Source organism: Vibrio sp. SCSIO 43135, assembly GCF_023716665.1.
GTDB lineage: Bacteria > Pseudomonadota > Gammaproteobacteria > Enterobacterales > Vibrionaceae > Vibrio > Vibrio paucivorans.
Window position 1 is genome coordinate 40,416 of sequence record NZ_CP071860.1, and the last position, 21,090, is coordinate 61,505.

The following is a 21,090-nucleotide window of genomic DNA, read 5'->3' on the forward strand; positions in this document are numbered from 1 at the left end:
TTTAGCTTGAAATCTGGCGAATATCGGAACTGATGTCGTCGATAAGTTTTCGCGCGGATTCGTCTCGTTGTTGGACCAAGGCAATAAACAGCAAATCGGTAATCACATTTTGTGCAGTGCGCGATGCAATAGACGAGCTCCGATGCTGGCTTTCATCAGCAATGGTAGCGAATGATAAATCAGCAATATTACGTAATCTGCTTTTGCGTGGTGAGGTGAGTGCGATGATTTTTGCACCTTGTTCTTTTGCTGTTTCTGCGGCCGCCAAGATCTCTTTACGCTCACCAGAAAAAGAAATCACGATCTGTACATCCTGAGGCGTTAAGGTCCGAGCGATGGCAATTTGAACATGGCTATCTTGTTCGGTGAGAGCGGTAATACCAAGCTTCAGAAGTTTAAAGCTGAATTCTTTAGCGGTCAGAGCTGAGCCACCTATTCCAACGACTTGGACCCTATTTGCTCCGTCAAGTAGACGGATCGCCTCTGCACAGGTATCTAAAGACAAAGCATTCGTTGTTTGAAACATTGCATCAGTTTTGGCCTTCACTAATTTTTGAGAAATTACAGCGAAAGGATCATCGGCAAGGATGTCGCTGTGGAGCGGCGTGGTTTGGATAGCCTGTTTACGACCAAGTTCTTCAGTTAATGCAAATTTGAATTCGCTGTATCCCTTGAAACCTATCTTTTGAGTAAATTTCACAATACTGGATTGGCTAGCATCAGTGGCATGGGCTAACTCTTGGCTGGTCAATGACGCCGCTGTTTCTGTGTTGGCAATCACCCAATCAGCAATTTTTCGTGCGCTCGCAGACAATTGAGTTCTTCTAGTGACAATTTTATTTACTACTGACATAACAAAATCCCAATTATTTGAAATAAATTATTCCAAGACAAAAATAATCGCTATTTAGCCTAACTCTCTGCTTTATCAATACTAATCTACGTTTATTAAGTTAGGTTAAGCAATTTATTCTCATATTATTCCATTTTTTAGACGCTCTCTGAATAACCCTAATTGTGATTGTTATCACTAATTTGGAATATTTTATTCCATAGAATCGCCCTCAGTTTGTATTTGGTAAGAGATAGAAAAATGAAAATCGATTTGACCCGTTTGGTCACAGAGAGCCGTAATTCCGCCAGCGAAGAGATCGATACGTTATCGACAATTGAGATGCTAGAGGTGATCAACCTAGAAGATCAAAAAGTGGCGCTAGCTGTCAAAGAAGAGCTTCCGCAAGTGGCAAAAGCCGTTGATGCGATTACTCACGCGTTTGCGAATGGTGGTCGACTGATTTATATCGGCGCTGGTACTTCAGGGCGTTTGGGTATTTTGGATGCTAGTGAGTGTCCACCAACTTATGGTACTCATCCTGACTTGGTTATCGGTCTTATTGCTGGTGGACATCAGGCAATTCTTAAAGCGGTAGAAAACGCCGAAGATGACGCCGCACTTGCTCAAGCTGACCTAAAGTCTCTCAATCTAACGGATTCTGATGTGGTGGTGGGAATTGCGGCAAGTGGTCGTACTCCTTATGTGCTTGGTGGGTTGTCTTATGCGCGATTCGTTGGTGCAACAACTGCTGCACTCTCATGCAATCCCAATTCTCCAATGGCCAGCACTGCGGATATTGCCATAACGCCAGTAGTTGGCCCTGAAGTTGTCACTGGCTCTTCTCGAATGAAAGCAGGTACTGCGCAAAAACTGGTGCTGAATATGCTTACCAGCGGAGCAATGATTCGAAGCGGTAAGGTGCTAGGAAATCTAATGGTCGATGTAGAAGCCACCAATGCCAAATTGGTACAACGCCAAGTCAATATTGTGGTTGAGGCAACTGGTGTAGGCAGCGAGCAAGCACAGCGAGCCTTGGATGCGTGTGATCGCCATTGTAAAACCGCAATTCTAATGATTCTTGCAAACATCGATGCAGAACAAGCAAAACAACGTTTAGCGCAAAGCAAAGGGTTTATTCGCACTGCGCTGATTAACGCTTAAAACCAATATCCTGAAGAGAAACCTCATGGCAAAAATAACATCGTCAATGATCGAAGCCTTGCTGTCAGCGGTAGGTGGTAGTGGCAATATTCGTAAGTGTGGTAACTGTATGACTCGCTTGCGATTAGCGCTTATTGAAACTCACTTGGCCGATCACAACAAAATAAAAACCACGCCTGGTGTATTGGGTGTGGTTGAAGGTGACGAGCAACTGCAGATTATTCTAGGTCCGGGGAAGGCGCAACAAGCCTCGGAGATGATGAATAGTATGATGGCTGAACAACCACTAAACAGTGTTACAGAGGCCACTCCAAACTCAGACCTTTCTTCTGTTGCTGCTGAGCAGAAAAAGCAGATGAAGAGTAAACAAACCAGTGGAGTTCAGCGCTTTTTAAGTAAGTTCGCCACCATCTTCACTCCATTAATCCCTGGCTTCATTGCGGCAGGTCTACTGTTAGGTTTTGCCACACTTCTGGAGCAGGTGTACATCCTCGACCAAGAGCCTAGCCAAATTATGTTGGACTTGGTCGCTTATATGAAGGTGTTTGGGACGGGGCTTTTTGCTTTCTTAAGTATCTTGATTGGTTACAACGCTCAACAAGCTTTTGGTGGTTCTGGTGTAAACGGCGCAATTTTGGCTTCGTTGTTTGTTTTGGGTTATGACCCAAACGCAACGTCTGGCATCTACTCTGGCATGAATGAGTTCTTCGGATTCTCCATCGATCCGCGAGGCAATATTATTGGCGTGTTACTTGCGGCAATCTTGGGTGCGCATGTTGAGCGACAGGTCCGTAAATTTATGCCAGATGATCTGGATATGATCCTAACGTCCGTTGTGACACTTCTCATCATGGGGGCCGTGACTTATCTACTGATTATGCCAATTGGAGGTGAGTTATTTAAAGGCATGTCATGGCTATTCCTCAACTTAAACGATAACCCATTCGGCGCAGCGATTCTTGCGGGGTTGTTCCTTATATCAGTTGTGTTCGGTATCCATCAGGGCTTTGTACCTGTGTACTTTGCATTGATGGAAGCTCAAGGCTTTAACTCACTATTTCCAATCTTAGCGATGGCTGGCGGTGGTCAGGTAGGTGCTTCACTGGCGTTGTACTTCAAGGCTAAAAAAGATTCGCTACTTCGTACTCAGGTCAAAGGCGCTATTGTTCCAGGCTTACTCGGTATTGGCGAGCCACTTATTTATGGAGTGACACTACCAAGAGTGAAGCCATTCGTCACTGCATGTATCGGTGGTGCTGCAGGTGGCTTTTTCATTGGTTTAGTTTCTTATCTTGGCTTGCCAGTGGGCCTAAATACAGTATTCGGCCCGTCGGGCATTGTTGCTGTGCCTCTCATGACTTCTGACAGCGGTATTTTCGCCGGTATGGCGGTGTTTGTTGTAGGTCTTCTAATTTCTTATGTCGTGGGCTTTCTTGCGACATACATGTTCGGTTCCAAAAACGTTGATTTAACTTAGGTAAAGCAGTGATGAATATAAACAAGCTTATTTTGAGTACGGCAGTTCTATCCGTCGTCGGTTGTTCGAATAGCATGAATAAAATCAGTAACCAAGACCTCACACAGTATCAGCAACACCCACAAAAGTACGCGGATTACATTGTCGATAACATGAATGATCGTGAGCTAATTGGCCAAACTTTGATGATGGATTTTCGTTCATGGGGTAAGGATCCTTATACCGATGAAGAGATTCCTGTCACCAGGCTAAACGACGAGATCAGTAACATGATCTCCGATTATCACATCGGCGGAGTCATTTTATTCCGTCAAAACCTTGTGAATTCAAACCAGATCGTGGAATTGACCGACGCTCTACAAGCATCAAGCAGTAACTTACCGCTGCTGATTGCGACCGACCAAGAAGGCGGTTACGTCACTCGTTTACAAAATGGTACTGAAATGCCGGGAAACATGGCGTTAGCGGCATCGGGCGATGCAAGCAACGCATATTTGGCGGGTAAGATTCATGGTACCGAGCTCGCTGCATTAGGGATCAACTATAACTTCGGCCCTGTTGTTGATGTAAACGTCAGCCAAGATAACCCAATTATTGGTGTGCGTTCGTACAGCAGCAATATCGACCTGATTAACGAGATGTCTACCGCCTACATGGATGGTATTCATGATGCGAACGTCATCAATGCACTAAAGCATTTTCCTGGGCACGGTAATGTAAGTGTCGACTCTCATTATGATTTGCCTGAGGTGAGCTATTCGCGTCAGGAGTGGGAAGACGTTGACCTTGCTCCATTTAAGTATGCAATTGAGCATGGTGCTGATTCAATTATGTCCGCCCACGTTACTCTGCCTAGCGTAGACGATACGGTGATCAAGGCGACGCTCAGCGATAAAGAAATGTTAATACCTGCAACCTTCTCTAAGCCAATCCTAACGGGTATTTTGCGTGATGAATTAGGCTTTGAAGGACTGGTTGTTACCGATGCGTTGGACATGGGGGCGATTGCTGATAACTTTGATCGTAACTACGCAGTAAAAGCTTCGCTAGAAGCCGGTGCTGACATTGCATTGATGCCACTTCAAATCACAAGCAAAGCGGAAATTCAACAGTTAGAGAGTTTGTATGCATCTCTTGAAGATGAAATGAAAGCGAATCCTGAGTTCTATGAGCGAATCAAAGAGGCGGCACTTCGTGTGATTACGAAGAAGCTAAAAATGGGGTTAGTTTACAGTCCATCGGATAAACAGTTTGCTGTTGATACTGTAGGTTCAGAGCAACATAAGCTTGAAGAGCAAGCCGTGGCAGATGCAGCGATTACGGTGATTGAAAATCAAAACAATGTTCTGCCTGTTGATCCAAGTGAAATCAGCAATATTCTGGTGATTTCTGATGAAGATAGCCGAAATACTCTTGTTACCAAGTACTTAAAGCAAGTACAGAGTGAAACTGGTAATCACCCAATGTTCATTAGCGACATTAAAACGCCGTTGCTAGAAGACAATTTGGATGCAAATGAGCTGCGAAACACGATAGCCAAATCAGACCTGATTATTCTCGCAACTTATAACCTTACCGGCAGCGCTATTGATGCCCAGAAAATTGTCGACATTGCTAATGAAGAAGAGACGAAGCTAGTGATGGTTTCTACTCGTAACCCTTACGACATTGCTCATGTTAACAACGTTAAGGCAAACATCGCTATTTACGGTATTACTGGATTTGATGTAACGAACAATGACCGTAACTCATTAGAGGCCAATATTCGTTCTGGTATTCGCACATTGTTTGAAGATCCTCGCACGGGCAAACCGCTCAATTCACCGCATGCGTCACTCCCGGTTGATATCCGAAATAGTGAAGGTGAGATCTTATACCCGTTTGGTCATTCAATTGAATACAAGTAATGTTAGCGAAGGATAACAACATGTTGAATAGTAAATATAAATTGGCTTTATTCGCAACATTGCTTCCGGGTCTAGCTATTGCTCAAGAAGACAACAATGTGACGCGTGAAACGAAAGATCTAAAGGAAAACTACACTTCATCTTGGAATGTCGCCTCTAATGTTTACATGGAGCTGGAGAAGTTTGAAGGGCATCGAGATGCTGATGGAAATGCAATCATAGATAAGCTTACTCCTGTCGCTCAGGTCTTCATTAATAGCCCACACTCGAAATGGAGCTATTTCCTTGAGCATAAAGTAGCCCGAAGGGCAATTACCGAGGATTTAAACAATACGGTCAATTCGTTCCAGCGAAATCGTACTCAGATTGGCGTTACTCGAAATATGGTTCGTAACGAAGATGTGACGTTTAATCTTAATGCTACTTACCGTAAGGAATCGAATGATTCAGCACCAGGAACGGATGCCCGAGGTAGTCACAACCTATATTGGGTAATGCCAAGTGGTGAGTTCAGAATCACCGACAAGCTTTCATTTTCTTACTGGGACGCATTCTATTATTACGATCGATTTGTTGGTTCAAATGATTATGAATGGGAAGCTGAACATGGCTTTGCCTATAAGCACAGTGACAACTTCACTGCAAAAGTTTACCTCTATACGGATTGGACTTGGGACTCAGATAAAAACAAAAACTGGGAACAAAACCAGATCCGTGGTTATTTCCCAACTAAGATCAATGATGACTGGAGTGTGATGCCTTACTTTCGTTATTTCATTAACGAAAAACTCTACGACAGTGCAAACAATTATCGAGTGGTTAATGAAACCGATGATGGCTTGCGCTTGGGTATGAATGTAGATTACCGCATTAGTCCGAAATCGACACTTTGGGTGGGTATGGCTTATGAAGAAACGAAATGGGCAGATGCCAAATCAGCAGGCCTCACCAGTGGTGACGACAATAGCCAAAAGTTCTATCTCGCTCAGGTAGGCTGGAAATACAAATGGTAAGAGGCTAATGGCCCAATTGTGAAGCACTAAAAGCCGCAGCTAAGCTGCGGCTTTTTATTTATTAATTCTCGTTGAATAAGAAAACATACCTTTAAAAAACTTCCATTTCTCACTATATAAGAATCTAATTTGAGTGCGATTTTTATTCGAGATACAACCGACCTATGAACGAAACTAAACCGAATGCGAATCAGGTCAACGAGAAGATCCTGCAGCTTTTGATGCAGGTGGCTGTAAACGATGAACCAGTGACCGCAAAAGTACTCAGTGAGCAATTAAGTGTGCCACTAAGCAGTTTATATCGGCATCTAAAGCTGCTGAAAGAGTGGAACTTGATTGAGGAAAGTCCATATGACAAAACCTTGATCATCGGTCCGGCAGCACTGCTGTTGATGCGCAGCTACGAGACCAGCAGCCACAATCTCGATTCGGTGGATGCGGTATTGAGCCGGTTGCAAAAACAGACGGGCGAAATGGCGGCATATATGGTCCCTGTTGGCTACAGAGCATTGTGTGTTAGCCGAAAAGAAAGCATGCAGGCGCTGCGTTGCAGTTACGTCCAGGGTCAAAGTCAACCCCTGCTACGTGGTGCCTCATCAAAAGTGATGCTGGCGTATATGCCCACTGCGCGCTGCGAAAAAATCTTACGCCATTTTGGTGAAAGCCATCGAATGGAAGAGTGGCAGCGAGAGCTGGAAAACATTCGCCAGCAAGGGTATGCCGTGAGTACATCTGAGATCGACACAGGGGTGTCTGGGATCAGTGCTCCGGTGATGAAAGGTAGCAAGTTGATCGGTGCGATTAGCGTGATGGCTCCGGCGCATCGAGTCGAGATTGCGAAACAGCGGATTATATTGCACGTCCTACAAGCGGCGAGGGCGTTGCCACCAGAAAGGTAATTCACATGCTAAGGCTATTCAAACACATTTCTTTTGGTCGCGAGGTTGCCAGCAGCGCTCATATGGCAGCGCTATTCACCGTGAGTGAGCAGCTAAAACCCATGACCGAGCTTGAGTTTGAATACGCGGAACAGACGATGGAAACCGCCTACGACTGGCTGTTTCCTTCCCCTAGTACGTGTGCATTTGCTAACGCGGGCCACTTTAGTTTGCACGATCACAACGCTAATGGGTTCCAAGTTCGCCTGACTCACTTTCTAGGCCAGCGAGTGCTGCCCGTTGTGCTTGCCAACACACACGAAGCCTTACTGCATAGTTTGCCGTTTGTCAGCCTTGGCGGAAAAGAGGTCGGGATCATTCATATTGGAGCTCAGTTTCAACTGAAGCCCTCGTTGGAGCTCTGTGTCGGGTCGGCTTACCACTTTGCTTTATCACGATATAACGATTGCCGAGCGTTTTACTTAGGTATTGACGAAAACAGCATCGATGCGAAAACCATCGAATACGCGGAAGATTTAGGCTGTGATTGGATGACAGCGACAGAATGCACTTTTCGTAATCGCTTTCAGCTAAAAAGCCAGCTGAGCAGTTATCTTGCCCATTGTGATGAAGTTGTGCTTGATATTGATCTTGCATCGTTGATGCCGCAAGCAATGGTAAACCTGTCTGCTCATCTCGAGTTACAGATGGCTATGCGTATGATTCGACAATGCATGATGGCGGGTAAAGTGAAGTTGATACAAATGGTAGGGCAACACGAGAAAGTGGTGTACCACAAACATACTCAAAAGCTGTTGGCGGATATTGTACAAATGCTACCGAGTCGAAACCGAGCAGCTTAGTCGTTGAGCGGTGTGGTCTAGGAAGGAATTTTCTAGGGCGCTAAAAATGTTAAAGCTGGCATAAAGCCAGCTTAGTTTCGGTTGAGTGCTTGTTACTATTTCTTTGTCGCGACTTTACTTGAGTCTTTCCAGTATTGGATGCGCACGCGATGTAACTGAGCTTTTCTCATTTTTTTCATAATGTCCCTCACTTTGATGATAGGGGCCCTTCACTGAGCTTTTAAACAAACGTTTTTCCTTTTGTGTACAAATCGAATTTAGCTAGGTAAGCCAAACTTCGCCACGATCAAGTTCACATTTGTAGCTAAGTAAACTGTACCATCTGTACAGTTATGTGATCTTTGTAACCCTTTTGAGGGATCCTTGCAAGTGCTTGAAAGTGAAAAGTCAGTTTTCATTAGCAATATTGCTGCGCGAACAAACACAATAATCCCTACAATTCATTAGCTTAGTTTTTAATCAAAGATAATCCAACGATAAGTAACACCAACCAGACAAAAACAGCCAGTTCGACCATCCATTCTTTGTCATCCCAGCCTAACCTCTGAAGTTCCGGTTGTGAAAAGTTGATCTCAATATCGTCGCAATATTCGTCTAATTCATTCATATTGTTGCCCTTATCTAACCAGTACAAAATAATTGTATGGCGAGAGCGGAGGGAGAAAAATCCAAACGTTTTGAACCATCGTTCACAATAATTGAAACTATCGGATACAAACTGAGTGAGAGAAAATATTACCCTCTTAGGCCAATAAGATTTCCAAATGGGTCTTCAACCTGACACATCGCCTGTCCGTGCTCGATATCCATTGGGCCACGGTATAACTTCGCCCCAATGGATTGAAAGTGTGCAAGCGCGCTCGCTAAGTCGCTCACCTGCCAATAGACCACGATTCCATTCTTGCCGGCCCCCACTTTTTCATCCGCTTGGACGATTTCAATCGCCAACCCTTCTAGGTCGAGTACTGTAAAGTCGAACTCGGGCAAGTACCTTGTCTTGGCGTTGGGAAAGGCTTGTTGGTACCAAGCAAGCCCTTGTTCTATATCTGGGACGTGAATAAGGATGGCTGCGGGCGTCATGGCATCACCTAAATTGGGGGGATGGAACTTCCAGAGTGTAGATCAAAAACGCACTCCGTTATTGGGCTCGACAATGATAGCCATTAGTTCTTGATCGCTAGTACTACACCGCAGGTTGCAAGTACGCTCGCGGAGAGTCGATTGAGTCGTTTACTGGCGCTTGGCTTTTTAAACATGCCGCTTGAAACTGCCGCTAAGTAAGCGTAGAGCAAGAGCACACTTCCTACAGATAAAGTTGATATGACGAATATCGTTATGGCATCAGATACCGTTAAAGATTGTAAATCAAGGAATGCAGGCAAGAAGCCCATATAGAAGAGTATTGCTTTGGGGTTAGATAAAGTCATGATTACCCCGATGGCAAAACTCGATGTGCGAGTTGTCTTAATGTGTTTAGGCTGGGTAGAGCGCGCTTCAGATGTCCACATCACGTAGGCCAACCAGAAAAGGTAGGTTACTCCTAAATACTTGATGATGACTGCAAATTCACCGAGTAGGTTGGCGATGGCAGAAAGCCCAGAAATGGCGAGAGTGATGAATATGAAATCGGCCATGACAACCCCAAAGATCACTAATAGTCCCTGAGATAAGCCATAGGAAAGTGAGCGAGATACCACAGCAAGGACACTCGGCCCTGGAATGGCAGCGGAAAGCGCCATGGCTAAAAACAGTGCAAGAGAAGAGGTAATGGTCATAACGGGCCTATCTGTGATGTAGAGTTCATTGCTTTTCTCTTGTTGTTTGACTTTAAGTTTTCATCGCTAGGCGAGCTTTTGTCGAATCTCGTCGACATGATGTTCAAACTGCTTTTTGATTGCGGGCTTGTTCGTTTTGGCGATCGTTATCCATTGCAATCCGGTTTCATCGGCATGACGAAATTCCACCTGAAGCTCATACTTTCGAATCGTGGTTAGGGCAGCCAGTGCCCCGATAACAATAGAAATAGGGCCGGTTAAGATGCCAAACCCATCAGGGCAAATCATCCATACGACACTAGAGACGATTAGCCCAACAGTCACCACCTTGAGCGCATGATCTTTGAACGTATTACTCTTCACTCGAGCGGCATTAATTTTGGAAAGTGAGTATTGGTCTTTTTTAAACCGAACGTTCGCGTTATCGATCGAGAAACCACTAAGTTTAGTCATGAACAGCTCCTAGCATGATTAAGTATAAGTGTTTGAATTTTATATATTGATGGAGATTATCGTTATAAGGTGATTAATGCTACTAATTTCTCATAAGTGTGGTGATTTATGTGTTCTTATGTATTGATATTGCGAATGCTTGTGGGTGAAATTGCCGTAGTTACTTGTGCTTAAATTTACATTGTAAAACTTGCCTCAAAAATAATTAGCTGAGCAGGAAATGGGTACCAAACACTAGTCAAATTGTCGATAAAAATGCAAACTATTCTCATTATCAAGGTGTGAGGTGGGAAAATGGAAAAAATCGCGATTTGGGGAGCTGCCAGCGGCCTCGGTGCTGCTATGGCGGAGTATTACTACAGGCAAGGCTTTGAGGTGATTGCAATTGCTAGAGAACCGACCAACAACTCCAACCTAGCAAAATGGGGAATCGCTACCATTAGTTGTGATGCAACCGATCAGCAGCAAGTGATAAATACAGTACAAGCACTGCCAAAGGGCACGATCAATATTTCTTCAATGGGCAGTTTTAACGCAGAAGTGCCTGTTGACTATATAGGGCACCGTCATGTGATTGATGCTCTTGAGCAGTCCAAGAACGCGCGCTTCTTGCTGATAACATCGTTAGGCTGTGGTGACTCGTGGCAGTATTTATCGGAACGTTCAAAACGAGGGTTTGGTGCTGCTGTAAGAGAAAAGTCGCTGGCAGAATCTTGGCTACATACCAGTGGTTTAGATTTTACCATTTTGCGTCCGGGGGGCTTGAAAGATGGTGACGCAACGGGGTTAGGGGAGTTGTCTCAGGGGACTGAAGTACATGGCCTGATTACTCGAACAGAAGTCGCAAGGCTTAGCCATGAGTTACTAAACAGCAAAACCAGCATTGGCCAAGTGTATCAGTGCGTTGACCCTAGTTTATCGTATTGAAGATAAACTCAGAAAAAAGAAGAGCCGTTGTCTACGGCTCTTCTTCATTGTGGAGGTATGCTGATTAAGCGGTTTTAGGTTGTTCGACTTCTTCGCCAATAAAACCGCCCGTTTGGTGAGCCCAAAGTTGAGCATAAATGCCGTTTTGTGCCACTAGCTCCTTATGCGTACCTTGCTCTACGATGTTGCCTTTATCCAATACGATTAGGCGATCCATCGCAGCGATGGTCGATAAGCGGTGGGCAATCGCTATGACGGTTTTGCCTTCCATTAGCTCGTTGAGGCTTTCTTGAATCGCAGCTTCAACTTCTGAGTCGAGTGCCGATGTCGCTTCATCTAGTACCAGTAATGGCGCATCTTTCAGCAGCACCCGTGAAATAGCGATACGCTGGCGTTGCCCCCCGGATAGTTTCACACCTCGTTCACCAACCTGAGCATCGTAGCCTAAGTTACCAAATGGGTCGGTAAGCGTTTCAATGAACTCATGAGCATGGGCTTGTTTGGTCGCTTTGATCATATCTTCTTCACTCGCATCTGGATTACCGTAAAGGATGTTGTCCTTAATTGAGCGGTGAAGCAGTGAGGTATCTTGTGTCACCATACCGATGTTGCTGCGCAAAGAGTCTTGTGTGACGTCGGAAATAACTTGTCCGTCGATCTTAATCTTTCCGCTTTCAACATCATGGAAACGCAGCAGCAAGTTCACTAGTGTGGATTTACCTGCACCAGAACGCCCGACTAAGCCGACTTTCTCACCCGGTTTAATATCGAGGTTTAGGTTGCTGATCACCCCTTTGTTTTCACCGTAGTGGAAACTAACGTCTTCAAACGAGATACCGCCTTGTGGCACTTCTAGAGGTTTTGCGTCTTTTTTGTCTTGAATATCGATAGGTTTAGACAGAGTTTTCATCCCATCCACTACTGTGCCCATGTTTTCGAATAACGAGCCAACTTCCCACATGATCCACATCGACATACCGTTAATACGCAGAGCCAAACTGATCGCAATGGCAATAGCACCGATACTGATTGAGTTGTCCATCCATAGGAAGATAGACAATGCAGCAATCGAGAACACCAAAATGTAGTTAGTGATTTCTACCGCGACGTCAAAACCAGTGACTAAGCGCATTTGGCGATAAACGGTATCTAAGAAGCCTTTCATGCCTTTTTCGGCGTAGTCGGTTTCTCGTTTACTGTGAGAGAACAGTTTAACCGTTGCGATGTTGGTGTAACTGTCGACGATACGTCCGGTCATCATGGAGCGAGCATCGGCTTGCTCGGAAGCGACATTCTTTAATTTCGGTACAAAGTAAATTTGGATGCCAATGTAGCAACAAAGCCAAATGAGCATCGGGATCATCAAGCGCCAGTCAGCCTGTGCTAGAAGCACAATGATTGAAGTGAAATACACCGATACATAGACAAACACGTCCATCGTCTTCATCACCGTTTCCCTAACAGCGAGTGAAGTCTGCATGACTTTAGTGGCGACGCGACCTGCGAAATCATCTTGGTAGAAGTTTAGGCTCTGCTTAAGCAAGTAGCGGTGAGCTAACCAACGTATCGACATTGGGTAGTTACCTAATAAAGTTTGGTGAATGAGCAGAGAGTAACCAATGACTAATATCGGCATCACGATAAGCAGCAGGGCACCATAACCGATCAGCATTGAGCTATTTTCTTGCCAGAAGGTCTCTGGATTGCTGTTTGACAGCCAATCAACCAGCTGACCCATTGCACCGAATAGTGACACTTCTACGATCGCCACAATTGTCGACATGATCGACATAATGATCAGTGGTACTTCAAAGCCACGAGTGTAATAACGACAAAATGCGAAGATCCCCTTAGGGGGTTGCCCTGGTTCTTCTTCGGGGAAAGGCTTAGTAAACCCTTCGAACTTCTTAAACATAAATATTCCTTTGAGCTCGTCTCACAGTGTATCCATCTGCAGTTAATAGGCTTAGTGAGAGAAATAGACAGGCTGAATAATGGTATACCGATTAGTATGAAATGTAACTAGTATCAAATGAGTAACTTTGTGCATATTATGCGAAAAATTCACATATATAGAATTGGTGACAATAAAAATTACCGCCATATCCATAATATCCAGTTAGAAGTGGGTGTGATTTTACAATGTTACCTAGTATTTCAGTAAAATCGACGTTAACAATATGTTTACAATCGCAGTTATTCAGTGATTAAAAAGAGTTTCTCAGATGCTAAAGGAACAAACGCTTACTTTTGCCAAACCGCACAACGTGCAAAACGCTAACTGTGTCGTGATGGTTCCACCAAAAGAATTTAAGTTCAATGCTGAGACAGCTGAAGATAATGAATTTCAGCACCAAGTAGATTTAACCACGCAGCAAATCAGAGAAAAGACCATGGTCGAGTTTAAAGCTATGGTGGCATCGCTGCGCCGTGAAGGCGTTCAAGTCGTCGAGTTTGACTATCCGTTATCAGACGTTGAAACTCCGGATGCGGTATTCCCTAATAACTGGTTCAGCACCACCATTGATGGCTCGCTATACACTTTCCCGATGGCGTGTGAAAACCGTCAGCATGAAGTTCGCCCAGACGCGCTTATTGAAGCGCTGACGGCTTCGGGGCGTCATGTGACTCACCAAGATTCGCTAGAAGATTATTTGTCTGATAACGCACACTTAGAAAGTACTGGTGTGATGGTAATCGATCACTTAAATAAGACAATTTATGCTGCGCTCTCTCAGCGTTGTGATCGTGAAGTATTAGAAGATTATGCAAAGCGCACTGGTTATGGCCGAGTAGTGTCATTTCAAACCGCATTGCCTTCCGGTCATCCGATTTATCACACTAACGTGATGATGGCGATTGGCGAAGGTTTCTGCGTGATTTGTGATGAAGTGATACCTGAGTTTGAACGTCGTTTTGTCCTTAAATCCTTGGCGAAAGATAAGCAAGTCATCTCTATCTCTATTGAGCAGATGAACCGCTTCTGCGGCAATATTCTGCAATTGGAGACGGTTAACGGAGACAAAGTTATCGCCATGTCGCAATCGGCGTTCGATGCCTTTTCACCGGCTCAGAGAGCTCAGCTTTCGAGTCACGGTAAACTGCTTCCTTTCGATGTTCGTACGATTGAAGATATCGGTGGTGGTAGTGTGCGCTGCATGCTTGGCGAAGTTTTCTTACCTAAGCGAGTTAACGCGTTGTGATGTATAAGGGAGAGCAAATGCTCTCCCTTATTATTAGAATTGAATAGCCCAACCAACTAGAAAGCCTTGGGAAGCGGTATTGTAGGCAAAAACATCACCGTTATCGTAATCCACCCAAGTGGATTTATAGGCCAGGTTGAGATCAGACCAACTGTTTATTTGGTAGCGCACACCTGTTAGCACTGAACTTGTAAAATCTGTGTCGCTTCCAAGTCCGACATCTACGCTCGCGTGAAAATGCCAATCTTCACTAAGCGAGTTCGTCCACCGAATTCCTACCAGATAATCTATCCAGTCTTCATCGAGCGATTTCGCTTTATCTAGAGCACCTCCCTGTGTATACAGTTTGGCGTCGATGTCGTTGTCCCACCAACGGATTCCAGCCATATAGTCTATGGCGCCAACCTCGTACTCAACGCGTTTGAATCCTTTGGCTTCAAGCACACCTTGCCGGATGTCTACATTCCCTTTCAATAATTCCAAGTTAGTGTCCAACACGGCATCGGAGTGACCACTGAGCTTCATAAAGCTGTAATCAACGTAGTAACCCCATTGATTGGCGTAAATACCTTCAAGGCGAAGCATTGCTCCCATATCGATATGATCCATGATGAAAGCAGGATCAATATCTACATCAGTGGAGAGGTCTCCAATTCGGCTGTCTCCCCGAATGTTCAATGCCAATGCATAGATCTCCATGCTGTGTCGCCATTGTGAATGCGCTTCTGTTTCGGATATATCGCTAGCATCAGCAGAACAAGCAGCCCAAAGCATACCGAGACAAAAAATATTCCTTTTTTCCACCTCTCACGACCCTCTTTTATGTGTTTTGATTCATATATTTAAGGTAGTTCATATTTGCTGAATTGATCAGAAAATCGCCTTTTTGTTTAAAAACCTCTGACATACAATTGACAATACGCACCTAGACCGACCGGTTTGTTTTGTTTATTGTGTATGCAAATTAACCACGAGGTGATGTATGAAATATGATCTAACACCAGTGCAAATGGAAAATGCTCTTAGTTCTATGAAGGAAGCATTTACAGCTAACCCGATGCCAAATCAGGCGAGCAGAATCAAAAAACTAATGGGGCTTAAGTCCGCGCTAATCGAATATACAGATAAACTTTGCACAGCTGTCAGCCTAGATTATGGGCACCGAAGCCAACTGGATACATTGATGGCAGACATAGTGCCTTGTATCGGCAATATTGATCATACGATTGACTGCCTGCCGCATTGGATGACGTCGTCAATTCGCCACTCCGGTGCTTTGCTTTCTACGTCTCGAGTTGAAGTGGTTTACCAACCTAAGGGTGTGGTTGGGATTGTGACACCATGGAACTTTCCTATCATGCTGTCCGTGGGGCCACTAATATCAGCGTTGGCAGCGGGTAATCGAGCGATGATAAAGATGAGTGAATTTACCCCATACACCAACCAGGTGCTGGGTGAAATGCTCGCAACGGTATTTGATCACAGTGAAGTTCAAATTGTGGAGGGTGAAGCCGATATCGCTGCATCGTTTACGGCGTTAAGTTTTGATCACATGTTGTTTACGGGGTCAACGCAAGTTGGTCGTCACGTAATGAAAGCCGCTGCGGCCAATTTAACACCTGTTACTCTTGAATTAGGCGGAAAATCGCCGGTGATAGTGGCAGAAGACATGCCAATTGATATTGCGGTAGAACGCATTATTTATGGCAAAAGTCTGAACAATGGGCAGGTCTGCGTAGCCCCGGATTACATATTGTTGCCAGAGAGCAAAATTGAACAGTTTATTGATCAGTACAAATCTCAGTACCAAAGCTTATTTGTAGAAGGGGTGTATTCGAACAACCTGACCTCAATGGCCAACCAAAGGCAGTATGAACGCATCATGGCGCTGTTGGATGAAGAACAGCAGGCAGGAACTCGAATTGAAGCCTGCCATAGTGATGCACTTGATCCTGATATCGATAGGTTAGTCACTCACTTACTAGTCGAGCCAAGCTTGACCTCCACTGTTATGACAGAAGAGATTTTTGGCCCTTTACTGCCAATTATCGGGTATCAAAATATCGAAGAGGCGTTTTCCATCGTCAATAGTAAACCTCGACCTCTCGCGTTATACCTAATGACTTTCGATCGAGACTTGCAACAGGAAGTGAAAACCAAAGTTCATTCCGGGGGGATGTGCATCAACGATTGTGTGTTCCACTTGGCTGTGGATGACGCACCGTTTGGTGGCGTTGGAGAGTCTGGGTTGGGGCACTATCACGGTAAAGAAGGGTTCCTAACTTTCTCACATGCTAAAACCGTAATGGAAACGGGTTTGGACCATAGAGTAAAACACTTGTTCTCAGCGGAAGATAACGAATTGAAAGCAGCAGTCATGAGTATGCTTGGAAAGTAGTACGTGATTTGAATTAAATTTTAAGGTTATTAATATGTTAGAACGATTTTTTGAAAAAACGATCAAGTCCTATTTGATCATCACGGGTCTACTGACAGCCACTGCATTCTCTACGTTTTTGGCACCAGAGTGGAGCATGAGGACTCTGTTTTCCTATAACGATGTCATGATGATGAATAAAGAGTACCTGCAAGGAACCTATCAGCATTGGGGAGTGATGGTGGGTTGTATCGGTGTTCTGCTCATGTTCTCGGCAAAATACAAACAGCTTAGAACCTCGACAATGATTTATAGCGCGTTTGAGAAATCCATGTTTGTTGGCATTTTCTTGTACAACGTTTGTATCAATGATTACCAATGGTTTTATGGTTGGAGTGGTGTATTCGCGCTCGATGCGTTCGTCACAATTTATTCGTTGGCCTACCTGTATTACTACTTGAATAGAGATAAAACGAAAACCCCAGCTCACCTTCGTTGATCACCTTGCTAAAGATAAGCCCGCATACAGCGGGCTTTTTTTCGTTCTAATCCGAATCAAAAACAGTGAGATCAAAAAGATCTTTCTTGACACATAATTGACATTACCACTCTAGACCGACCGGTTTGTATTGGTCTATTATTTAATCATCAAATGACAAGAGGCAATACTCATGACAAACCAAAACTTTAACTATCAGCTAAAAACCACGATACACGCGCAAGAAAACGGCATTGCGAATATCCCAATGTTATTCGCTCGGCTTGGCGCTAAACGCGTTGTGCTTTTTTCAGATCAAGGATTGAAGCAACTTGGTTACATTGAAAAGTTCTCCGCTCTATTTGAAGGCCAGCACCAAGTAGAATTGGTTGGGACCTATACCGACATTGAGCCTGATGCAACATGTGACAACATTAACGCTGCGATCTCTTACGCTCATAGCGTGCAAGCTGATGCGATCCTCTCGGTTGGCGGTGGCAGTGTTATTGATGCATCAAAAGGGGTGAAGTACGCATTTCACAAAAACATTAATGATATTCGCTCTATTATCGCAGGTGGTGGGCACATGGAGGTGTGGCCAAATAATCAAGACATCAATATCCCTCATATTGCTGTTCCTACTACTGCGGGCACCGGTGCTGAAGCGTCGCCTATCGCAGTCTTTTTCAACGAACACGAAAACATTAAGGCCAGCTTAGTGGCTTCTGGCTTGGAAGCAGACATTGCTGTACTTGACCCAACCCTAACCACCAAGCTTCCAGCTCACTTAACTCGTTCTACTGCGATGGACGCGCTGACCCATGCAGTTGAAGCGATTGTGTCTCCAATGAGTAATAGTTTCACGGATGCTTATGGCATTCATGCTGCGAAGTTGATTGTTGATAATTTACCTTTGGCACTAGAGCAACCAGACAACTTAGTTGCGAGAGCAAACCTACTGCAGGCGAGCACTATGGCTATTTCTGCGTTCTATGCTTCGCTGGGCGGTATTCCAATTCATAACTGTGCTCATGCATTTGGGGCGATTAGCCATATTCCACATGGGGACGCCAATACGGTCTTAATGCCGATTGTGGTGGAAGCTTTACCTGAATTCTATGTACCGAATGCACCTAAATTAGCCGCCGCTTTCTCATTGGAAACCTCTGGCAGCAATGAAATGGCTTATCAGCGAGTTCTTGGTTTTTTGCGTGAGTTCCAAGTTCGTATTGGAGCGATGCAACGTTTTAGCCAGTGGAGTTTCGATGATTCGATTAAGCAGGAGATAGCTCAAGCGATAGAAAAGGACATCAGTTTCCAGTTTTATCCAATGACCCCTCAAGCTATTGCCAACATCATTGAAGGCGCCGTTTAGCTACGCGTTATCGATACATCCATTTAGGAGGCTGACGATGAAAATAGAAAATGTACTGCTATCGGCGTTGATCGTTTTTGCACCATTAGTGCTGTTTATTTAGTTTTTGATAACAAGGACGTTTTGTTTTTCGTATCTGAGGAGGCGAACCATGCCTTATAAACGTTCAACTTTAGCATTGTTGTCTTTGTCTGCTTGCGCGCTGTTTTGGATTCCGTTGAGCTCTGCCAATCAGGCGTATTCTGAATCGTCGAATTCATCTCAGAGGCAAGTCGTGGCGATGTTAGAGAAAGCTTATGCTGGAGACCCTCACGCCCAGATGGAAATTGCTCACCATTATTTAGATGGTACACATGTGGAGCAAAGTGAAGAAAAGGCAGCTCAATGGTTCAAAACGGCGGCAACGGCGGGTAACCCAGAAGCTCAAACTCAGCTCGGCCTCATGTACTTTTCTGGCAGCGGCGTCCAAGCCGATCAATCGCAAGCGGTGGTCTGGTTGGGGAAAGCTGCAGAACAAGATTACGACCCTGCGCTCGACTTATTACATTGGATGTCCCAAGCCGCGCACTGATTCTAATACACATTTTTCACAGTAATTGGAGAACGTCCTATGAAGACATTCAAGAAGTCTTTAGTTTTTACCGCGATGGCTGCAGCAAGCGGTGCAGTTGTGGCAGCGGAAAATGAACAACCCAATATTGTCGTAATTGTTGGCGACGATGTAGGATTTGCCGATACGCAGCCTTATGGTTCTGAGGTCGCTACACCCAATTTGATGGAGCTTGCTGAAGAGGGCGTTAAATTTACTAACTTTCACGCGTCACCTACTTCTTCGGTGACTCGTTCAATGATGCTGACAGGTGCGAATAGCCATGAAGTTGGCTTGGGTACGTTTGATTACGCGGTTTATCCTGATGCTGTTGGTAAACCAGGTTATGAAGGTTTCCTCACGAAAAAAGGCGTGACGGTTGCAACATTACTTAAAGAGAGCGGATACCACACATACATGGCGGGTAAATGGCATTTAGGCCACGAGGACGGCTTTTTACCAGATGATCGTGGTTTTGAAGAAAGCTATGGGATTCTAGCTGGTGGCTCAAATCACTTTAACCGAGACATGATGTTCCCGGCAAAAAATGCTGCGACAGCGCAAGCGCTTCAAAAAGGTGAGGTGCCTGGAGTGGAGGTGGAACCGACATATCGAAATGGTGAAGTAGTCGCAGACGAATACAAAGGCCAATATTCAGATCAGGTGTACACCGACGAAATCATCAAGATGATTGAGAGCAATCGAAAAGATGGTAAGCCGTTCTTCGCGTACGTTCCATTCACCGCGATACATCTACCGCTGCAAGCACCTGAAGCGGCATACGCTGATAAAGTCGAATACTACGCTGAGCACGGTTGGGATTCTGTTCGAGAAGATCGATTTAATCGAATGAAAGAGATGGGAGTAATTCCAAAAGACGCTTCGATGTCAGATCGGAATGCTTTGAGCCGCCCGTGGGATTCATTAACAGAGAAAGAGCAGCAGTGGTACGGTAAAAAGATGGCTGTTGCAATGGGTATGATGGAGCTTCAAGACCAACAAATTGGTCAGATCGTAGATTATCTAAAGAGCATTGACGAATACGACAATACTTACATCATGTACCTTGCCGACAATGGCCCAGAAGCGGCAGACATTACGGGAGAAAACATCAGTGATCTAATTCGTACATGGACGGCACATCACTTTGATAATTCAGTCGAAAACCTTGGTAAAGCAAACTCAAGTGTTTCTCTTGGTCCCGAGTGGGCGAGTGCCTCTACAGGTGGGCTGTCGTGGTACAAAGCGTATACAGCAGAAGGCGGCATCCGAGTCCCGTTCATCGTGAAACCAGCCAAAGAGCTACTTGAAGGTGATGGTGCACTAAAACCGGGTACACAAACCAACGATCTTTCTCAGGTGAAAGATGTGGCGGCAACGATTTTAGAAATTGCAGAGGTTGAGCACCCTGGCACGACCTACAAAGGAAGAAAAGTTGCACCAATGAGTGGGGTAAGTTTACTGCCGTATTTTGAAGGGAAAACGGAAACGGTTCATACCAACGATAACCCGATTCCATTCGAGTTGTTTGGTAGTGGCATTCTGCTTAAAGGTGATTACAAGATCATTCGTATCTCAACGGGTATGGGCGGTGACAGTGAATGGCACATGTATAACACCAAAACAGACCCTGCAGAGCAACATGATTTAAGAGATAAGAAGCCTATCTTATTTAGAGAGATGCTGGCAGATTATCAAACTTACGAGCGGGAGCAGAACATCATCCCTGTTGATGAACGCTGGAATCCATTTGAGAATGTGAAATAAGCGTTAGCCCAT

General features: G+C 44.7%; 20 protein-coding genes. 13 read left to right on the forward strand and 7 right to left on the reverse strand.

The genetic code is table 11. The annotated features are described in order from the left end of the window. Position 1: 1 nt before the first annotated feature. A complete protein-coding gene (locus J4N42_RS14585) occupies positions 2-853 on the reverse strand; it encodes an SIS domain-containing protein (protein ID WP_252032891.1) in 852 nt (283 codons plus the stop codon). Between the two features lie 240 nt (positions 854-1,093). Between J4N42_RS14585 and murQ the strand changes: the two genes are divergently transcribed. From murQ to J4N42_RS14615, 6 genes are all read left to right on the forward strand, one after another. Next, a complete protein-coding gene (gene murQ / locus J4N42_RS14590; RefSeq protein WP_252032893.1) occupies positions 1,094-1,996 on the forward strand; it encodes an N-acetylmuramic acid 6-phosphate etherase in 903 nt (300 codons plus the stop codon). 25 nt (positions 1,997-2,021) lie between these two features. After that, positions 2,022-3,473 (forward strand): PTS N-acetylmuramic acid transporter subunit IIBC, encoded by a 1,452-nt coding sequence (murP, locus tag J4N42_RS14595; protein ID WP_252032895.1) that lies wholly within the window; start codon positions 2,022-2,024, stop codon positions 3,471-3,473. Between the two features lie 11 nt (positions 3,474-3,484). Then, entirely contained in the window at positions 3,485-5,380 is a 1,896-nt protein-coding gene (locus J4N42_RS14600) for a glycoside hydrolase family 3 protein (protein ID WP_252032897.1), read from the forward strand. Between the two features lie 20 nt (positions 5,381-5,400). Continuing rightward, positions 5,401-6,393 carry an OmpG family monomeric porin gene (locus J4N42_RS14605; RefSeq protein ID WP_252032898.1) on the forward strand — a complete coding sequence of 331 codons (993 nt, stop codon included), beginning with the start codon at positions 5,401-5,403 and terminating at the stop codon, positions 6,391-6,393. Positions 6,394-6,557: 164 nt separating this feature from the next. After that, positions 6,558-7,292 carry an IclR family transcriptional regulator gene (locus J4N42_RS14610; protein WP_252032899.1) on the forward strand — a complete coding sequence of 245 codons (735 nt, stop codon included), beginning with the start codon at positions 6,558-6,560 and terminating at the stop codon, positions 7,290-7,292. A gap of 5 nt (positions 7,293-7,297) precedes the next feature. Further along, complete coding sequence (locus J4N42_RS14615) at positions 7,298-8,134, forward strand: arginase (RefSeq protein ID WP_252032901.1); 837 nt, start codon at positions 7,298-7,300, stop codon at positions 8,132-8,134. A gap of 448 nt (positions 8,135-8,582) precedes the next feature. Here the strand turns inward: J4N42_RS14615 and J4N42_RS14620 are convergent, their stop codons facing one another. From J4N42_RS14620 to J4N42_RS14635, 4 genes are all read right to left on the reverse strand, one after another. Next, complete coding sequence (locus J4N42_RS14620) at positions 8,583-8,741, reverse strand: hypothetical protein (RefSeq protein ID WP_252032903.1); 159 nt, start codon at positions 8,739-8,741, stop codon at positions 8,583-8,585. Positions 8,742-8,869: 128 nt separating this feature from the next. Then, positions 8,870-9,214, reverse strand: coding sequence for a VOC family protein (locus J4N42_RS14625; RefSeq protein ID WP_252032905.1), 345 nt, complete (start codon positions 9,212-9,214; stop codon positions 8,870-8,872). An 83-nt stretch (positions 9,215-9,297) separates the two neighbouring features. Then, positions 9,298-9,909: a LysE family translocator gene (locus J4N42_RS14630; RefSeq protein WP_252032906.1), complete on the reverse strand. Its 612-nt coding sequence runs from the start codon at positions 9,907-9,909 to the stop codon at positions 9,298-9,300. Positions 9,910-9,975: 66 nt separating this feature from the next. Continuing rightward, positions 9,976-10,362 carry a hypothetical protein gene (locus J4N42_RS14635; RefSeq protein ID WP_252032908.1) on the reverse strand — a complete coding sequence of 129 codons (387 nt, stop codon included), beginning with the start codon at positions 10,360-10,362 and terminating at the stop codon, positions 9,976-9,978. 294 nt (positions 10,363-10,656) lie between these two features. Here J4N42_RS14635 and J4N42_RS14640 point away from each other — a divergent pair, with 294 nt between their 5' ends. Then, a complete protein-coding gene (locus J4N42_RS14640) occupies positions 10,657-11,289 on the forward strand; it encodes an SDR family NAD(P)-dependent oxidoreductase (RefSeq protein WP_252032910.1) in 633 nt (210 codons plus the stop codon). Between the two features lie 64 nt (positions 11,290-11,353). On the opposite strand, the gene J4N42_RS14645 is transcribed toward J4N42_RS14640, so the two are convergent. Next, on the reverse strand, positions 11,354-13,204 hold the full coding sequence (locus J4N42_RS14645) for an ABC transporter ATP-binding protein (protein WP_252032912.1): 1,851 nt from the start codon (positions 13,202-13,204) through the stop codon (positions 11,354-11,356). A gap of 310 nt (positions 13,205-13,514) precedes the next feature. On the opposite strand from J4N42_RS14645, the gene J4N42_RS14650 reads away from it, so the two are divergent. After that, on the forward strand, positions 13,515-14,492 hold the full coding sequence (locus J4N42_RS14650; protein ID WP_252032914.1) for an arginine deiminase-related protein: 978 nt from the start codon (positions 13,515-13,517) through the stop codon (positions 14,490-14,492). Between the two features lie 33 nt (positions 14,493-14,525). Here J4N42_RS14650 and J4N42_RS14655 read toward each other — a convergent pair whose 3' ends face one another. Next, positions 14,526-15,266: a hypothetical protein gene (locus J4N42_RS14655; protein WP_353505403.1), complete on the reverse strand. Its 741-nt coding sequence runs from the start codon at positions 15,264-15,266 to the stop codon at positions 14,526-14,528. Positions 15,267-15,474: 208 nt separating this feature from the next. On the opposite strand from J4N42_RS14655, the gene J4N42_RS14660 reads away from it, so the two are divergent. The 5 genes from J4N42_RS14660 (at position 15,475) to J4N42_RS14680 (ending at position 21,078) form a co-directional block, all read left to right on the forward strand. Further along, complete coding sequence (locus tag J4N42_RS14660; protein WP_252032916.1) at positions 15,475-16,890, forward strand: coniferyl aldehyde dehydrogenase; 1,416 nt, start codon at positions 15,475-15,477, stop codon at positions 16,888-16,890. A 34-nt stretch (positions 16,891-16,924) separates the two neighbouring features. After that, complete coding sequence (locus J4N42_RS14665; RefSeq protein WP_252032918.1) at positions 16,925-17,368, forward strand: hypothetical protein; 444 nt, start codon at positions 16,925-16,927, stop codon at positions 17,366-17,368. A 172-nt stretch (positions 17,369-17,540) separates the two neighbouring features. Continuing rightward, on the forward strand, positions 17,541-18,722 hold the full coding sequence (locus J4N42_RS14670; RefSeq protein WP_252032920.1) for an iron-containing alcohol dehydrogenase: 1,182 nt from the start codon (positions 17,541-17,543) through the stop codon (positions 18,720-18,722). Positions 18,723-18,873: 151 nt separating this feature from the next. Next, positions 18,874-19,293, forward strand: coding sequence for a tetratricopeptide repeat protein (locus J4N42_RS14675; protein ID WP_252032921.1), 420 nt, complete (start codon positions 18,874-18,876; stop codon positions 19,291-19,293). A 39-nt stretch (positions 19,294-19,332) separates the two neighbouring features. Further along, positions 19,333-21,078 (forward strand): arylsulfatase, encoded by a 1,746-nt coding sequence (locus J4N42_RS14680; RefSeq protein WP_252032923.1) that lies wholly within the window; start codon positions 19,333-19,335, stop codon positions 21,076-21,078. Positions 21,079-21,090: the final 12 nt, after the last annotated feature.

Bases quoted from the DNA above. Each gene is read 5' to 3' on its own strand.
- J4N42_RS14585 (WP_252032891.1), bottom strand. From the start codon at position 853: ATGTCAGTAGTAAATAAAATTGTCACTAGAAGAACTCAATTGTCTGCG.
- murQ (WP_252032893.1), top strand. From the start codon at position 1,094: ATGAAAATCGATTTGACCCGTTTGGTCACAGAGAGCCGTAATTCCGCC.
- murP (WP_252032895.1), top strand. From the start codon at position 2,022: ATGGCAAAAATAACATCGTCAATGATCGAAGCCTTGCTGTCAGCGGTA.
- J4N42_RS14600 (WP_252032897.1), top strand. From the start codon at position 3,485: ATGAATATAAACAAGCTTATTTTGAGTACGGCAGTTCTATCCGTCGTC.
- J4N42_RS14605 (WP_252032898.1), top strand. From the start codon at position 5,401: ATGTTGAATAGTAAATATAAATTGGCTTTATTCGCAACATTGCTTCCG.
- J4N42_RS14610 (WP_252032899.1), top strand. From the start codon at position 6,558: ATGAACGAAACTAAACCGAATGCGAATCAGGTCAACGAGAAGATCCTG.
- J4N42_RS14615 (WP_252032901.1), top strand. From the start codon at position 7,298: ATGCTAAGGCTATTCAAACACATTTCTTTTGGTCGCGAGGTTGCCAGC.
- J4N42_RS14620 (WP_252032903.1), bottom strand. From the start codon at position 8,741: ATGAATGAATTAGACGAATATTGCGACGATATTGAGATCAACTTTTCA.
- J4N42_RS14625 (WP_252032905.1), bottom strand. From the start codon at position 9,214: ATGACGCCCGCAGCCATCCTTATTCACGTCCCAGATATAGAACAAGGG.
- J4N42_RS14630 (WP_252032906.1), bottom strand. From the start codon at position 9,909: ATGACCATTACCTCTTCTCTTGCACTGTTTTTAGCCATGGCGCTTTCC.
- J4N42_RS14635 (WP_252032908.1), bottom strand. From the start codon at position 10,362: ATGACTAAACTTAGTGGTTTCTCGATCGATAACGCGAACGTTCGGTTT.
- J4N42_RS14640 (WP_252032910.1), top strand. From the start codon at position 10,657: ATGGAAAAAATCGCGATTTGGGGAGCTGCCAGCGGCCTCGGTGCTGCT.
- J4N42_RS14645 (WP_252032912.1), bottom strand. From the start codon at position 13,204: ATGTTTAAGAAGTTCGAAGGGTTTACTAAGCCTTTCCCCGAAGAAGAA.
- J4N42_RS14650 (WP_252032914.1), top strand. From the start codon at position 13,515: ATGCTAAAGGAACAAACGCTTACTTTTGCCAAACCGCACAACGTGCAA.
- J4N42_RS14655 (WP_353505403.1), bottom strand. From the start codon at position 15,266: ATGCTTTGGGCTGCTTGTTCTGCTGATGCTAGCGATATATCCGAAACA.
- J4N42_RS14660 (WP_252032916.1), top strand. From the start codon at position 15,475: ATGAAATATGATCTAACACCAGTGCAAATGGAAAATGCTCTTAGTTCT.
- J4N42_RS14665 (WP_252032918.1), top strand. From the start codon at position 16,925: ATGTTAGAACGATTTTTTGAAAAAACGATCAAGTCCTATTTGATCATC.
- J4N42_RS14670 (WP_252032920.1), top strand. From the start codon at position 17,541: ATGACAAACCAAAACTTTAACTATCAGCTAAAAACCACGATACACGCG.
- J4N42_RS14675 (WP_252032921.1), top strand. From the start codon at position 18,874: ATGCCTTATAAACGTTCAACTTTAGCATTGTTGTCTTTGTCTGCTTGC.
- J4N42_RS14680 (WP_252032923.1), top strand. From the start codon at position 19,333: ATGAAGACATTCAAGAAGTCTTTAGTTTTTACCGCGATGGCTGCAGCA.